6 protein-coding genes are annotated in these 17,583 nt (G+C 33.0%); 5 read left to right on the forward strand and 1 reads right to left on the reverse strand.

The window, feature by feature from the left end; all coding sequences use genetic code 11:
• Positions 1–459: 459 nt before the first annotated feature.
• Positions 460–2,682, reverse strand: coding sequence for a beta-glucosidase (locus ACFQ0I_RS07635; RefSeq protein WP_379940918.1), 2,223 nt, complete (start codon positions 2,680–2,682; stop codon positions 460–462).
• Positions 2,683–3,752: 1,070 nt separating this feature from the next.
• On the opposite strand from ACFQ0I_RS07635, the gene ACFQ0I_RS07640 reads away from it, so the two are divergent.
• The 5 genes from ACFQ0I_RS07640 (at position 3,753) to ACFQ0I_RS07660 (ending at position 17,558) form a co-directional block, all read left to right on the forward strand.
• Complete coding sequence (locus ACFQ0I_RS07640) at positions 3,753–4,793, forward strand: GntR family transcriptional regulator (RefSeq protein ID WP_379941057.1); 1,041 nt, start codon at positions 3,753–3,755, stop codon at positions 4,791–4,793.
• A 127-nt stretch (positions 4,794–4,920) separates the two neighbouring features.
• On the forward strand, positions 4,921–8,967 hold the full coding sequence (locus ACFQ0I_RS07645; protein WP_379940920.1) for a hybrid sensor histidine kinase/response regulator transcription factor: 4,047 nt from the start codon (positions 4,921–4,923) through the stop codon (positions 8,965–8,967).
• 451 nt (positions 8,968–9,418) lie between these two features.
• Entirely contained in the window at positions 9,419–12,592 is a 3,174-nt protein-coding gene (locus tag ACFQ0I_RS07650; RefSeq protein ID WP_379940922.1) for a SusC/RagA family TonB-linked outer membrane protein, read from the forward strand.
• A gap of 12 nt (positions 12,593–12,604) precedes the next feature.
• The gene (locus ACFQ0I_RS07655) at positions 12,605–14,476 is read left to right on the forward strand and encodes a RagB/SusD family nutrient uptake outer membrane protein (protein WP_379940924.1); all 1,872 of its coding nucleotides are present in this window, start codon (positions 12,605–12,607) and stop codon (positions 14,474–14,476) included.
• 43 nt (positions 14,477–14,519) lie between these two features.
• Complete coding sequence (locus ACFQ0I_RS07660) at positions 14,520–17,558, forward strand: SusC/RagA family TonB-linked outer membrane protein (protein ID WP_379940925.1); 3,039 nt, start codon at positions 14,520–14,522, stop codon at positions 17,556–17,558.
• Positions 17,559–17,583: the final 25 nt, after the last annotated feature.

Below are 17,583 nucleotides of genomic sequence, written 5' to 3' on the forward strand. Positions count from 1 at the left end.
TAAATGAAAATTTTGCTAGTTATTTAAAGGGTTAATGGGTGTTTTAGAAGTAATTAAACCTTTGTTTTGTATAGGTTTTCATGGTGTGATTTGTAATATTGACGGGGAAATTTTTAAGAATTACAATACCTCTTTTTAATTAAGTTAGCGTTATTTTTGGCTGTAACAATAAATGAAGGGAGATAATTACTCGGTTGTTATCCTGTAGTATAGTTGTTTTGCGAAGATGTGTTTTTGGATTGTATTACGAGAGTTGCCTTAATTTTTGCCTTCAACTTTATAAAATGACTATGAAGGAAATGCATAAATTGGTACTTATTTATATTAGGTTTATTTAAATAACTTAACTTAGGGTTGCATTATTTCTTATTATAACGAAAAAAGCTATTTAAAAAGTTTGGGTTAACGTGATTGACGTTCGAACCTCATTTAAATAGCTTTTTTTTAGTGTATTTAAATTTACTTTATAGTTATATTAATTGTTTTATTAATATTATTAGAAGCGTTCCCTAGATAAACCATGTATTCTCCTTTTTCAAGATTCCAATCAGAAATAGATTCATCATAAAATGCAAGATCCGCTGCGTTAATAATGATTTCAGTAGTTTTTTGCTCACCGACTTTTAAGTAGATTTTTTGAAATCCTTTAAGTTCCTTTAATGCTCTTTTTACTTTAGATTTTGGTTTACCTACATATACTTGAATAACTTCGGCACCATCTAAATTACCAGTATTTGTAACTTGGCAGGTTACCTTTATTTTGTCGGTTGGTTGGTATGTTTTTTTATCCGTTTTAATATCAGATATATTAAAATTAGTATAAGAAAGTCCGTAGCCAAACGCATAAAGTGGATCTATTTTTTTTGTTTCATGCCATCTGTAGCCAACTAAAATATCTTCTTTATAGGTTTGTGTGTAATTTATGCCGGGGTACGACGATTCTCCAAATGCGTGTGCTGCATTATCCTTCAATTTTACAGGGAAAGAAAATGGTAATTTTCCAGAAGGGTTTACATCCCCACTTATTACATCGGCAATACCATGTCCAGCCATACTGCCAAGGTACCAGGTTTGCATAACGCCATTAACGTTGTTTAACCATGGCATTTCAACCGCATTACCTGATATTAAAATATACCCAACATTTTTGTTTACACTTAAGATGTCGTTAAGCAGTTCGTCTTGGCCAAAAGGTAAATTAAACTGTTTTCTGTCGGCACCTTCACAATCTTGTAAATGGCTTTTATTCAATCCTCCAAAAAACAAGACTATATCTGCATTTTTTGCAACTTTTATGGCTTCAACTCTTAGCGAGTCGGCATTAAGTTTAGAAGGAATAATGGCATCATAAACCGATGGACCAGTAGCGTACCCCATAGCGTGTACAATAGTTGCGTTTTTATAGCGCGCTTTTAAACCTGCTAGCGGTGAGATTTCGAATTGAGGTTTTAATTCTGAAGAACCTCCACCAGCTGTCATAGAGCGGGTTGCGTTTTCACCAATGACAGCTATCGTTATGTTTTCATCTTTTACAGGAAAGAAATTGTTTTTGTTTTTAAGTAAAACAATACCTTCTTGTGCCACTTTACGTGCAATATCGTGATGTTCTTTATTATTTACGCGACCCCAAGGGCGATTAGCACTCATATTAGTTCTATACATTAATCTTAGTATGCGTCTAACTTTATCGTTTACAACGGCTTCATCAATTTCTCCAGATTTTATTGAATTTAAAAATGGCGTAGCCAAATAATAATCATCGTAGTGATTGGCTGTTGATGAACCTAAACCATCTGTACCGGTTCCCATTTCAATATCTAATCCAAATAGGGCAGATTCATAAGTGTCGTGTGCGCCACTCCAGTCGCTTACTACAACACCATCAAAAGCCCAGTCTTTCTTTAATATGTTATTCAATAATAATTCATTGTGGCAACAGTACTGACCTCTAAATTTATTGTAAGCGCCCATTATAGACCAAACACCTCCGTCAATCACCGCAGCTTTAAACGCTGGTAAATATATTTCGTAAAGGGCTCGGTTGCTAACTTCAACACTTACCTCATTACGCCATAATTCTTGGTTGTTTAGTGCATAGTGCTTAACACAAGCAGCCACACCGTTTTTTTGAACACCTTTAATATATGGAACGACCATAGTTGAAGCTAGAAATGGGTCTTCGCCCATGTATTCAAAATTTCTTCCGTTAAGTGGTGTTCTGTAAATATTAACGCCAGGACCAAGTAAGATGTCCTTTTTTCGGTATCTGGCTTCTTCACCAAGATTATAACCATATTCTCCTGATAATTTAGGATTAAAAGTTGCAGCTAAACAAGTAAGTGCAGGAAAAGCTGTGATGGAATCATTGGTCCATCCGGCATATTCCCAAGAGTCCCAACTTATTTCAGCTCGTACGCCATGTGGACCATCAGACATCCATATTTCTGGAATCCCCAGTCTTTCTACTCCTTTTGTGCTGAATTTAGATTGTGCATGGCACATGTCTACTTTTTCCTTTAAAGTTAATAAGGATATGATACTGTCTATTTTAGATTCTAAGACGTCAATTTTTTGCGATTTTGTATCATTGTTTTGTGCGAAAGTTTTAGGAGCGTTTATTAAAAAACTAATTAAAACTAATGCTGTTTTTAAAGCTTTTGTTATTGTTTTTTTTGTGTTCATATATAACTTGTTATTAGTTGTATAAAATTAGTTTCTTCTTAAAAAGAAATAAATATTTATGATGCAATAATTAAAACAAATGTTGCAATTAGTTCATTTCGTGCTTTCCATGGTTTATAATTTGAGCTTTTTAATTATTAAAACCATATTATATTTACAACAGGTTGAACTAATATAAATCAATTCAGAAGATCTCATTAAATAAGTTACTAAATCGGCTACCAAGAAGTAAATAGATGTTTAATTATTAGTATTAAATTAATAAAGAATTTATAAGGTTTGAATAAAAATTAAACTTGTTAAGATGTATTGAGTTTATTTTAAGTTTAGAGGTCTCGTTAATTTTTTTATTTGAATTTTGTTGAATGGTATAATTAAATTAAAGCAATTATTTCAATAATCAGAAAACTAAAAAGTGCATACGTTTTTGCATACGATTTAATAATTTTTAGGGGTTTTGAGCTTAAAATTTGTGCTTAAATCAATTTAAGAGAAGTGCTCATAACCTGAAGCTCACTGGTTCGAGTCCAGTTCCCGCTATAAAGATAAAATCCTCTAAAATCTGGATACGGCGGGCAAAGTGAGCCACTTTAATCCGCTCTAGAAGTTATTCTATATCCATTTTTTACAGCTTGTTGGCTAATTATTGTAATTTTGAAGTGTATTATTGTAAGAAAACAAAAATAGTTTAATAGAGTTCTTCTAAATTACGTTTGTTTGAGATATCAGTGAAAAAAAAATTAAAATGATTTCTAAGGATTTATTTTAACTAAATATAATTTATAAAAATATTAATTTTGATTAATCAGGTCATAAGTTATAGCTGATATAAGGACAAATCAAAAAACTCAGACTTTATTTCAATTTTAATACCTAATATATACTTCAAAAACTCTCAAAGAATAACTTTCAGAATTATCATAACCTCACCAACTTAATCCTATTTATTAGTGCTTCTTAGTAAATTTAAGCAGTATCGGTATTTTTGAATACCCTAATACGAATTTTAAAACTCCTAGTAACTTCTAAATTGCAGTCACTAATTTTTTAAAAATTGAGGTATTATGGAAATGATAAAACATATTGATATTAATAAGAATTCTAGAGTTCCAATGTATCAGCAAATAGTTGATTCCATTGTTAACAATATATCAGTGGGTAATATTAAGCTCAACGAAAAACTACCTTCAATTAATACAATAAGCGAAGATTTCTATTTATCACGAGATACCATAGAACGGGCGTATAGTATTTTAAAAGAGCGAAATATTATTGAGTCAATCCCACGAAGAGGTTATTACGTAGTAAATACCGAGCAACATCACAAACTAAATATTTTGTTTTTGGTCAATAAGATGAGTACATATAAAATGAGAATTTATAACTCGTTTTTAAATAAAATAGGACTTAACTCAAAAATTGATTTGGTTGTATATCATAACGACGAATCTTTATTTCTTAATGCATTAAACATTAGTAAACTATCCTATGATTATTATGTGATAATGCCCCATTTTAAAACGCAAAACCTACAGCACATAAGTTTAACAGATGCCGCAAGCGAAGCCTTAAGGCTTATTCCAAAAGATAAATTGTTAATGTTAGATAATATTAAGCCCTCTGTATGCAATGATGTTTCTGCGGTTTATCAGGAGTTTGATAATGATATTTATGAGGCATTAAATGTAGGATATAATAAAATAGCAAAATATAAAAAGCTAGTCTTGGTATATCCAGAAAAGTCTGTGTACCCATACCCTAGAAGAATTTTACATGGGTTTAGAAAGTTTTGTATAGAAAAGGAAATCGATTTTGAAATTCTGAATGATGTTTGCGAAGATATGGTTTTAGAAAAAGGCGATTTATTCATTACTATTGAAGAGTCCGATTTAGTTAATTTAATAAATCAAATAAGAGCAAGTAAACTTGTTTTAGGTAAGACTATAGGTGTTATTTCGTATAACGATACACCGCTTAAAGAGTTGTTGGGCATTGCCGTAATGTCTACAGATTTTAAAGTGATGGGAGAAATCGCAGCACACATGATTTTAAACAATCAAAAAGGACGTTTTAAAGTGCCTTTTAATTTTATCGACAGAAAATCTATTTAATTTTTTTTTAATACTAGATTCTATATAAGCGAACTAGATAATTTTTTTCAACGCTATAATTAATGTAAAAGTAATTGACCTTTAAGGATGCAAATTCTTTTGTTATCTTTACTTTTTAGTCTATCGGATGAAAAGATTTATTATAGCATCAATTCTTTTGTTTTTATCGAGTTTGTGTTTCTCACAAAAGGAGATCTACAAGTTCGATCACGTTACTATTGATCATGGTTTGTCTCAGAATTCAGTTATTGCTATTCATCAAGATAATTTAGGGCAAATTTGGCTAGGAACTAGAGATGGATTAAATAAATATAATGGTAAGGAATTTACGGTTTATAGGTACGATAGAACCAACCCGCTTTCAATAAGTAACAGCGATATTTTATGTCTAGAACAAGATAGTAGTGGAAATATTTGGGTAGGTACGGCCTATGGCCTTAATAAGTACGACCCTAAAAAAGATGTTTTCACAAAATACTTCCATCAAAATAACGCTTCAACTCCTTTAGATAATATTATCTGGGCATTAAAAGAACTCTCAAATAAAGAATTATGGGTTGGGACTCCTAAAGGAATTTCAATATATAATAGCACAACTAATTCATTCAAATCAATATTAGATGGAAAACAAATTCTTTCAATTTACGAAACTAAAAAGGGCGACGTTTTTGTTGGAACCAAAAATGGATTAAAACAACTTATTAGTAAAACAGGTAAAACCTATCAATTTAAACATATAATAGGTACTGAAGGTCTAGATATTCAAGATATTACAGAAAACTCTTCGGGTGTTTTGTTTCTTGGAACAAGAACTCAAAGTGTTTTAAAATATGATATAGTAAAGCAAAAGGTAGCACCCTATTTTTCAGAAGACATCTTAAAAGGCAAGAACAGAAATGTTAGGCAAGTGCTTTTTGATGATGAAGAGCATTTATGGATAGGCACTTATAATGGACTTCAAATTGCCAAAAACAGCAAAAGTTTAATAGTATTAAGTCATAATATTAACGACCAAGAGTCTATTAATGATAATTTTATAAAATCTATTTATAAAGATAAACATGGCTCAATATGGATAGGAACATATCATGGTGGTGTTAGTATATGGGATAAATCCAATGTAAATTTTATTAATATTATTCAAAAACCAGGTGGTTTTGGCTTAAGTTATAAAGCTGTAAGTTCTATTATTAACTATAAACATTTTATATACTTTGGAACCGAGGGAGGAGGGATTTCGGTATTAAATACAAAAACGCTAACCTATCACTATATTAACACAACAAAAACACCCGCACTAAAAAGTGATAATATAAAAGCCTTATACATTACGAATGATAATTTACTTTGGATTGGAACTTTTGAAAACGGATTGGTGGTCTATAATCTGGAAAAGGAGCAGTTCGATACGGTAAAATTAACGAAAGAACTACAAGATTTTCTAAAGAATGTCGGGGTGTATTGTATCCAACAAGAAGCTAATGGTAATATGTTATTTGGTACAACAGGTAAAGGTGTTGTAAGATATAATGTGCTTAATAAATCATTTCAAATATTTGATAAACGAAGCAGAGGTTTATCCAATAATATTGTTAGAGGGTTAAAAGTGGATTCAAAAAATAATATTTGGGTTAGTACTATTAATGGTCTTAATGTTATAAATGAAAAAGGAGCCATAAAAACGTATTTCTATAATAAGGATTTAGATTCAGGTTTTTACATGACTTCAATTTTTGAAGATTCTAATGGGGTTTTATGGGTAGGTAGCGATGTTGAAGGTTTATTTAAACTTGAAGGTAATAGTTTTAAAAGCGTAGATTTAAAAATAGATAATGCGCCGTTAATTGGTGTTAGAAGTATTGTTGAAGATGGCAGAGGTTTTTTCTGGATTAGTAGTTCAAACCAAGGCCTTGTATATTACGATCCTGTTGGTAAAAATGTAATTGCCAATTATACTCAAAAAGAAGGTTTAGCAAATAGCCAGTTTAATAATAACGCTAGTTTGCGAATGGGTAATTATAATTTGTTTTTTGGAGGATCAAATGGCGTTACTTATTTTGATGCCAGCGATTTTGTTAAAAATAACTATGCGCCACAAGTAATTATTACCGATTTTAAAATAAAAAACAAGTCGGTTTCGGTGGATGATGATACTAAATTACTTTCTCACACCATAGCCTTCACTAACGATATCGAATTGTCTTATGAACAAGGTAATTTTAATATTTCTTTCTCAATTCCAAATTTTATAAATTCCAATAGTAATAGTTATCAGTATCGCTTAAAAGGTTTAGAAAACGAATGGAACGAAACATCACAAAATTCGGTTAACTATACCATTCAGAACCCGGGAGATTATATTTTTGAAGTAAAAGGTGTAAATAACGATGGTGTTTCTAATAGTGTTCCTACTACTTTAAACATTCGAGTTAACCCCGCACCCTGGCGTACATGGTGGGCTTTCTTAATATATGGAGTCGTAATTTTTATGGCATTATATTATTTATTAAACATTTTAAAATCAAAAGAAAAACTGCGTCATCAGTTAAGTTTAGAAAAATTAGAAGTAGAGCACACAAAAGAAGTTAATAAGGCGAAATTAGAGTTTTTCACTAATATCTCTCATGAGTTTAGAACCCCGTTAACCTTAATACTCGGGCCCTTACACCAGGTTTTAGAAAACTATAAGGGTAGTAGCACAATGTATAAAAAGCTAAAAGTTATCGAGAGTAGTGCTAATCACTTGCTACAGCTTATTAACCGTTTAATGGATTTTAGAAAGTTAGAAAATAATATAATTAGCCTTGAGGCGGCCGAAGGCAACATTGTTAAATTTCTTAAAGAAATATATTTGTCTTTTTCTGTGTATGCCAAAGACGGAAATTATAAGTATCATTTTTATACACCTTCCGAAGAGATATTAGTGTATTATGATAGATATAAGTTAGAGCGTGTATTTTATAATTTAATATCAAATGCATTTAGATATACTCCTAAAAAAGGAACCATAATTATAAGGATAATAAAAGAGGACGATGTTATACGCATTCAAGTAGAAGATTCTGGTGTAGGTTTAGCAAAAGAATATCAAGATAAAATATTTGAACGATTTTTTGAATTACCAATAAATAACAAACCAGATAGCGATTATAATAAAGGTACAGGTATTGGTTTATCGATAGTTAAAAATATTGTCGATTTACACAAAGGCAAAATTAGTGTACGAAATAATGAAGTTACCGGTTCTATTTTTATGGTAGAACTTCCTTTAGGTAGAGCGCATTTAGAAGATTCTGAAATTCTTAAAGATTTTAAATTTAGCGATGATTTATCGCAGTATGTAAATCAATTAGAAGAGCAACCTACAATAATAGAGAAAGAAGATTTTTTTGAAGAATTAGATCCAAAACTAAAACCAACCATCCTACTGGTTGAAGATAATAAACCGCTTCGCAAATTTATGCGCGATTTATTACGCGATAATTATCAAATTTTAGAAGCAGAGAATGGTAAAGTAGCCTATAAAATGGCAATAAAGGAATCTGTCGATTTAATAGTTAGCGATGTTATCATGCCAGAAATGACGGGCACAGAATTATGTGTTACAATAAAAGAAGATATAAGAACAAGTCACATACCGTTAATTTTATTAACCTCTCGTTCGTCGTTAATATATAGATTAGAAGGTTTAGAAAAAGGTGCAGACGATTATATTAGCAAACCATTTAATGTAAAGGAGTTTAAACTTCGAATAAAAAATATTTTAAATTCTGTAGCACGTTTAAAACAAAAATTAAATTCGAGTGATGTAATTCCTTCCGAAGACATTTCCATATCCTCGCTAGATGATAAACTTTACAAAAAGGCTTTGCAAATTGTAGAAAATAATATTGGAAATGAACAATTTGATGTGCTCTTTTTTTGTGAAGAACTCGGTGTAAGTAGAACCGTGTTATTTAAAAAAATAAAAGCCTGGACAGATTTTACCCCAAACGAGTTTGTTCAGCATATAAGATTAAAAAAAAGTGCTCAGTTTCTAGAACAGGGTCATATGAATATTTCTCAGGTTAGTTATAAATTAGGTTTTAAAAACCCTAAATACTTTAGTAAATGTTTTCGTAAAAAGTTCGGGAAAACACCAACCGAATACATGAAGACCTTTACAGACTATTAATGTCTAAAAGGCTTAACATACCTTCATTTAGTTAAAGTCTATAAAAACAATCGTTTTTAATAAAAATAACAGGAAATAGGTATTTTTCTATACCTATTTGGTACTTCTGCACTCTTGTTATCAGGTAAATTTGAAATTATATTGTGAAAATTTTATCAATTTTTCAAAATTTCACGATTTCACTAATGAATCTAAATTTTAATTAAGCTTAGGTAAAATGAAATTAAAACAAACAAAATACTTGGAAACGTTTTTGCTTTTTGTTGTTGTAATCATGATTCTGGTGATTTTGCGTTTACTGTAATATTTTTTTTTGAGTAATCAGTACAAACAAGGACAGAGTTGGATTTGCTAATTCGTAAAATTGTTTTCGATTTAAAATTCAATATATTTTATCAAACTAACTATTTACTAATAAATAACATAATTTATGTTAAAACTTAAACTAAAAATGAAACAAAAAACTATTAAGCAAAAATCTGCTTCTGGGTTACCATTTTTGTTGATGCTGGTCTTTCTCAGTTTGTCAGCGTTTAATGTAAGAGCCCAAGAAAGAATTTCTGGTGTTGTTAAAGATGTTGGTGGGATGCCATTACCTGGTGTTACCATTATTCAAAAAGGAACCACCCGGGGTGCTGTAACAGATTTTGATGGAAACTATTCTATTGAATTAACATCAGCAGGTCAAAAAACTTTAGAGTTTTCTTATATTGGTTTTAAAAGCTTGCAAATTGAAGTTAAAGGCCAGAAAATCATTAATGTAACTTTACAGGAGGATATAGCAACCCTAGATGAAGTTGTTATTGTAGGTTATGGTACTCAAAAGAAAGAGTCGGTAGTCGCAGCAATTGTCCAAGTAAAAGGAGAGGATTTAATGGAAAGAGCGGCTGGTATCTCTAATGTTGAAGAAGCATTACAAGGAAATTTACCGGGTGTTACCACTATACAGGGTAGTAGTATTCCTGGACGGTCCGATATGCAAATTTTAATTCGTGGTCAAGGTACTTGGAATGGTTCTGGGGCACCACTTGTTCTTGTAGATGGTGTTAAGAGGTCTATGACTGATATAGACATGAATGATATTGAAAAACTATCGGTGCTTAAAGATGCTTCTGCTACAGCTGTTTTTGGTGTAGAAGGTGCAAATGGTGTGATATTAGTTACTACAAAGCGTGGTCAAACTGGTAAAGCACAATTGTCTTTAGCGGTTAATACAACCTTGAAATTTGTTTCAAAGCTACCTGAGAAGCTAAATTCTTATGATGCCATTATGCAGTCTAACAGTGCTATTTTAAGAGAATTACCAATTAATTCTGTGTCATGGGGCGATTATACACCAATGGCAATTGCTGAAAGGTATCGTAATCCTTTAACTCAGGAAGAAAGTTATATATACCCTAATGTTAATTGGGAAGATGAGCTTCTAAAAGATTTTGCTCAAGATTACAGGATGAATTTATCTGTTAGAGGTGGGGGTAAAACGGCCAAATATTTTGGAAGTTTAGCCTATCAAACAGTAGCTGATATTTTTGATGGTAAAAAATATGATAACGGTAAAGGGTACTTGGGCGAATATAAATACGAACGTTTTAATTACCGTAGTAATATTGATTTTAGTATTACAAGTACTACGGAGCTTTCAGTTAACCTTTCTGGTTACTTAGGAACCCGTGAAAACCCTAGTAATTTAAATACAGTAGTAAATGGTATTTACGAAATAGCTCCTAATGCTTATACCCCAGTATATCCAGATGGTTTATATGGGCTATTAAAGGATGATACTTTTGGTTTTTCTAATTCTATTGTTAGTTTAACCAATACTGGGTATGATACGTTTACCGATTTTCAGGTAAATACAGATTTTATTCTGAAACAAAAACTTGATTTTGTAACAAAAGGCTTGTCTTTTCAAGGACGTTTTTCATTAGATAATAATATGACAAGTCGCCAACAATTAAACGATCCCGGTGCAAATGGTCTTGAGAATGTGGTGTACAGGATTTATGATGGAGGCCAAGAGAGCATTCTGTCTCCAAATGGTGTTAATGACTTCAGTTTTGTGCAGTTCCCTTGGACGGTTGGTGCTTCAGAAATAATAGATAATACCACTAACGGTATTCAAGGTAGAAGGCGTAATATGGTTTATGACTTTTCATTCAATTATGATTTCACATTTGCCGATAAACATGATGTGTCAGCATTAGCCTTATTTAGAAGACAAGAAACTGCTACAGGTAGTGTGTTCCCTACAAATCGTGAAGATTGGGTTGGTAGAATAACTTATAATTATGATTCAAGATATTTTTTAGATGTTAATGGCGCTTATAATGGGTCTATGAAATTTGGCCCAGGCTATCGTTTTGATCTCTTCCCTTCTTTAGCCCTAGGTTGGACTGCGTCTAACGAATCGTTTTTGAGTAAGGCAAAAGATAATTGGTTAGACAAACTTAAGTTAAGAGGGTCTTATGGAATTGTTGGTGATGATAAACCTGGTGCAGATTTCGCATATTTAGGTGTATGGGGAAATGGTGGATCGGCATGGTTAGTGCCAAGTGTTTATGATGGCACGGGTGATAGATCACCTTACATTTTCTATACTGAAGAAGGTGTTGCAAATCCTAACCTTAAGTGGGAAACAGCTATAAAGTATAATATAGGAGCAGAGTTGTCTTTATTTAAAGGCTTATTTACTGCTGAGTTTGATTATTTTGCAGAAAATCGTGAGGATGTTTTTGTTAGTGGTTCTGCACGTAGCGTACCAGACTGGTTTGGAGCGGTGCCTCCTCCTGTTAATTCAGGAAGTGTAGAGGTAGAAGGTTTTGAAATTGTATTGGGTACAAATTATACCTTTGAAAGCGGGTTAAATCTTTTTGGTGATTTCAACTTTACGCAAGCAAAAAATTTAGTTACAGCAAGAGATGATGCAGCGGCTACACCTTTTTACCAAAAGCAAGCAGGTTATCCAATAGGCCAATCAAGATCGGCAATACCTGCGGGCATACTTACCAATTGGGACGATGTTTATATGTCAACCCCAACAATTACAAATCAGGGTGAAACTCGAGTAGGTTATTATGATGTGGTTGATTTTGATGGCGATGGTGTTTATGATAGTGCCTTTGATAATGCACCTTTTGGCTATACATCGAGTCCTCAAAGAACCTGGAGTGCTACGGCAGGAGCTCGTTATAAAGGCTTTAGTTTTTCAGTTCAGTTTTATGGAACTCAAAATGGTCAGAGAAGTTATGGCAACAGAACATTTACTAATCAAACAGATTTGATTTTTACTCAAGATATAGATTATTGGACTGTAGATACGCCTAACAACACAGATACGCAGCCTGCATGGAGAGCAAATGCTGCTACCAACCCTAGAGATAACTGGTATGATACATCTTTAACAAGACTTAAAGCGGTTTCATTGTCTTATAATATACCTAAAAAAACCTGTGAAAAACTTGGGATAGGTTCTCTTCAAATTTTCGCAAATGGTAATAATTTGTTCTTATGGTCCGACCTGCCTGATGATAGAGAATTTAACGGTAATGTCACTGCAGATTCTAATTTCAGAGGGGATTACCCAACCTTAAAGAGGTTCAACTTCGGTTTTAATATGAATTTTTAAAAAGAAAAAGTGATGAAAAATTATAAAATAAAAATATTAATTGTCTTGGGGCTTATAATGTCTTTCTCATGTGAGGATTACTTAGACAAAGCTCCAGAATCAATCATAGACCAAGAGGTTGCTTTTTCAACCTTCGACAACGCACAAGGATTTGTTGAAGAAATGTACGCCTTAGTGGTAGATTATGGAACGGGGGCGCATACCTTCCAAGATTATTTATATGGAGATGACGCCTATGGTAATAGAACCTGGAAAGGAAGTTATCAAATTGATAATGGAGACTTGGCAGGTTTAAATAGAGCTAACTATAGTTACTTAACTAGTTGGTCGAATAGTACGTATGGAACCAGTAACGCGAGTACTACTCAGAATAATATTTCTAGAAGACCTGGTTTATGGGACGGTAGTTTAAGAGGTATTCGTAATGCTAATATGGTGCTTGCCAGCGAAGATTTAATGGTTAATTTAAGCCAAGAGGAAAAAAATATAATTCTAGGACAAGCCTATTTTTTTAGAGCATTTTTTCATAACGAGATTATGAAATTCTGGGGTCGTTTTCCTTATATAAAGGAGGTGGCATCTGGCGAGTTTACACCACCACGTCCTGCAACCTACAAAGAATGTGCTTTAGAGGCTAATGAAGATTACAAGAAAGCCATTGCGTTGTTACCAGTTGATTGGGATAATGAATCTTATGGGCAAAAAACATTAGGTGAAAATAGGGGTAGGCTCACTAAGGGTACTGCTTATGCTTTTCAAGGTAAAAATCTCCTTTTTGCTGCAAGCCCTTTAATGCATTTTAATAATCAACCGGGAATAGACACCTATACTTATGATACCGAATTAGCCAATATGGCTGTAGAAGCTTTTGCAGGAATACTTAAATTGAAAGACCAAGGGCGTTATGCCTTAGCAAGTTGGGCGAACTATGACGAGGTGTTTTGGAAAACACCTACACCAACTGCATGGCCGGGTAGTACCGAGTTTATTTTTGCTGCTACAGGGGGTGATAAAACTACATTGCAAAGGTTTATGACAGCCGGTGTAGATAGAGCTATCCATGGGCAAAGTGGTTCAGAAATCGTGAGCCCTACTCATAATTTTATTTATAACAATTTTGGAATGGCCAATGGTCTTTCTATAGAGGATGATTTAAGTGGTCAATACGGGCCAACAACATATAACCCTCTTAGACCTTTTGAAAATCGTGATCCACGTTTTTATAGATGGCTTATTGTAGATCGTGATGTTATTGGAACAAAAGCAACAATTCCTGCTAATCGAAGAACTGCAAAACTTTATACTGGAGGTTTAAACCGCAGTACTGGTAGTGATAATCAGCCATCAACAACAGGATATATGCATAAGAAATTTTATCCTAGAAGTGACGATGGTGAATTACATAGTATATGGAATAATATTATTAGTCAATATGTTGGAATGCGTTTGCATATGAGACTTACAGATGTTTATTTAATGTACGCTGAGGCACTACATGTTGCAAAGGGCGCCACTACTGCTCCTGCTTCTTACCCGTTAACAGCAGAAGGTGCTATTAATGCATTACGTAGTAGAGCAGGAATACCTAACGTACTTCCATCCATTGTATCTAATAGCAATAAGTTTATGGATGAAATAAGACGAGAAAGAAGTGTTGAGTTAAGTTATGAGGCACACAGATGGGTAGATATTCGCCGTTGGGGAGTAGCACATGAAGAAAAGTATAGAAGAAAAACATCTCTTGAATTTCCTCAAGACTGGTCATCATTCTCAGATAATTTACTTGTTGAAAGAGTATGTGAATACCCTAAACACTATTGGATACCATTTGAGGCTAAACAAACTCGGATTTATGAAGGCTTTCCTCAAAATCCAGGGTGGTAGTTTTATACAAATTCGTTTTAACTAATATACTAAAGAAAAAAAAATGAAGATAAATAAATTATATAGGTTGTTTACTCTACTGTGCTTAGCCGTGTTTTGCTTTGGCGGTATTGCCACAGCTCAAACAAAAGGGACAGAGATAAAAGCAACTGTGATTGATAAAGAAGGAAACCCTTTAAGCGGTGTAACTATTTTTGCCCCACTTGGCGTTCAATCAACAACAGATGTTAATGGACAATTTCAAATTACTGTACCTAATAATGAGGCTGTAGTAATAGAAAAAAAGGGCTATGAGTCAAAATTCATCGATGTGTTTGATATAAATGGTGACATTACTTTAGAAAAATCACCTTTCTTAGCATCAGAAGATGATGAAATAAAGATGGGGATTATTACTAAAGACCGACGTGATATTATTGGCGCTGTATCGTCAATAAATACCAAAGACCGTTTAACCTACGACAATACACAGTGGGTTAGAGATTATATTAATGGCTTAACCTTAGGAGTAAGAGGCTCTGATAATATTAGAGGTTTAGGAAGTGCCGTTTTTGTTATTGACGGTGTATTTGGTCGTGATCCAAATATTTTGAATATGGAAGAGGTGGAGCAGATAACCGTGCTTAAAGACGCAAATGCTGTTGCCTTATACGGTAGCCAAGGTAGAAATGGCGTTATTATTATTAATACCAAACGTGGGAAAGTAAATAGAAAAGAGGTAAAAGTGAATGTGCGTTCTGGAGTTAAGGTGCCAATGGCCTTGCCTAACTATTTAGGGTCTGCACAGTATATGGAACTTTTTAATGAAGCATTTTTTAATGATGGTGGAGTACTTGGAAACCAGCCATTTTCAAATGAAATTATTGAAAATACTAAAAGCGGTATCAATAAGTACAAATATCCAGATGTTGATTTTTACTCAAATGATTACATACAATCTTTTGTAAGCAACACAAGTATTATCACCGAGTTTTCTGGTGGTGGTGATAAATCACAGTATTATGTTAATTTAGGCTGGAATACGGAACAAGATTGGGTAAAAACCAATCCTGATGCCAATGCGGGTAGTAACCGCTTTAATGTTAGAGGTAACATAGATTTTAAAGTAAACGATTGGATTACAAGTAGCCTTGACGGTATTGCTATAATTACCTCAAATAAAAGTGCTTTAACTAATTTGTTGAGTGCGGGAACTACTTTCAAACCTAATTCTTATTCACCTTTATTACCAGTTAATTTAGTGGATACAACTGGAAATCCGGAGCTTGCTGCACTTTTAGCATCAGCAGGAAAATATGGTGGTATGTTACTAGGCTCAACGCAGCAGTTTGGAAATGATGCACCTATTGCTAATATCATTGCAGGGGGATATCAAAATAATGTATTTCGTGCTACTCAGTTTAATAACGCTATTAATTTTGATTTATCTAGAATCACAAAAGGGCTGTCTGCAAAAACGTATTTGAGTTTTGACTTTTATGACTCGTATAGATTGTTCAATCAGAACGATTATCGAGTGTATGAGCCTACGTGGGCGGATGATAGAATTGTAGGTTTAACACCATATGGTGATCCTGATTTAAAAGATTTAACAGAAAATGTAAGTTCTAATGGATTCATATCCCGATTAGGTTTTTATGGATTGGTTAATTACCAAAATAACATTACTGAAAATTCTTCTATAAACACAACGTTCTTAGGTTACTATAATTCACAAAAAAGTGATGGCGTAATCCAAACTAATATTGATTCCCACTTAGGGTTTCAAATAACTTATGACTTTAAGAAAAAAATATTTGCTGATTTTAGTGGGGCATACACACACTCCATCAAATTGCCTGAAGGTAATAGAAACGGTTTATCACCAACATTAGGTTTAGCTTATGTTTTAAGTGAGGATTCGTTTTTAAAAGACAGTAAGTTTGTAAATTACTTAAAATTAAAAGCTACAGGTGGTATTATTAAGTCTGATGTAGGGATTGATGGTTATTATTTATATGATGAAAACTACTCTCAAGGGTCTAACTTTACCTGGGCAGATGGAAATTCTAACCGGAAACAAAACCTTTCGCAGGGAGCAAACCCTGATATGGGATTTGAAGAACGCATCGACCTAAATGTAGGTTTAGAAACTTATTTAATGAATTCATTGTGGTTAGAGTTTAATTATTTTAATACAGAACTTGATAAACAATTAACTTTCTTGAATGACAAATACCCGTCTTATTACAATACATTCAGACCTTATGATAATTTCAATAAGAATTTATATACTGGTTTTGAATTAGGGATGAATTTCAATAAAACCTTTAATGATTTTTCAGTTGGTATAGGAGCCAATATTTTGTACAGTCAAACAGAAGCAGTAAAACGATCTGAAACAAATGAGTTCGATTACCAAAATAGAGTTGGTAGAGAATTGTCAACAATTTTTGGATTAGTTGATGAAGGTTTCTATTCTCAGGCTGATTTTGATGGAAACGGGAATTTAAATACCGGTTTGCCAGTGCCTAACTTTGGCGCAGTGCAACCAGGCGATATAAAATATAGAGATCAAAATGGCGATAGCATTATTGATAATGACGACAATGTTGCTATTGGACAGTCTAGTAGCCCATGGACTTATGGTGTAAACCTAAACTTAAAGTATAAAGCATTCAATCTATTTATACTTGCTACAGGACAAACTGGTGGCGATGGTAATAAATTAAGTAATAGTTTTAACAATTACTATGGCGTAAATGGCAATGATAAATATTCAGAGGTTGTATTAGGGCGTTGGACACCTGCCACTGCAGCAACTGCAACGTTCCCAAGGTTGTCGTCTCAGACCAATCAAAACAACTTTAAAACATCTACATTTTGGTTGTACGACACTAGTTTCTTCGAAATTAGTCGTGCGCAGTTAACTTATGAATTTACAGATGATTTATGTAATAAAATAGGTTTGGATGATTTTAGTATAAATCTTTCAGGAACGAATCTGTTTGAAGTCGCTAAAAATAAAGATATTCGTCAATTAACTATTGGCGGAACGCCTCAAAGTAGAGCGTACACTCTTGGTTTAAGAATGTCATTTTAATACAATACAAAATAGAGATAAATAA

It is taken from the genome of Mariniflexile aquimaris, assembly GCF_042676825.1.
Lineage (GTDB): Bacteria > Bacteroidota > Bacteroidia > Flavobacteriales > Flavobacteriaceae > Mariniflexile > Mariniflexile aquimaris.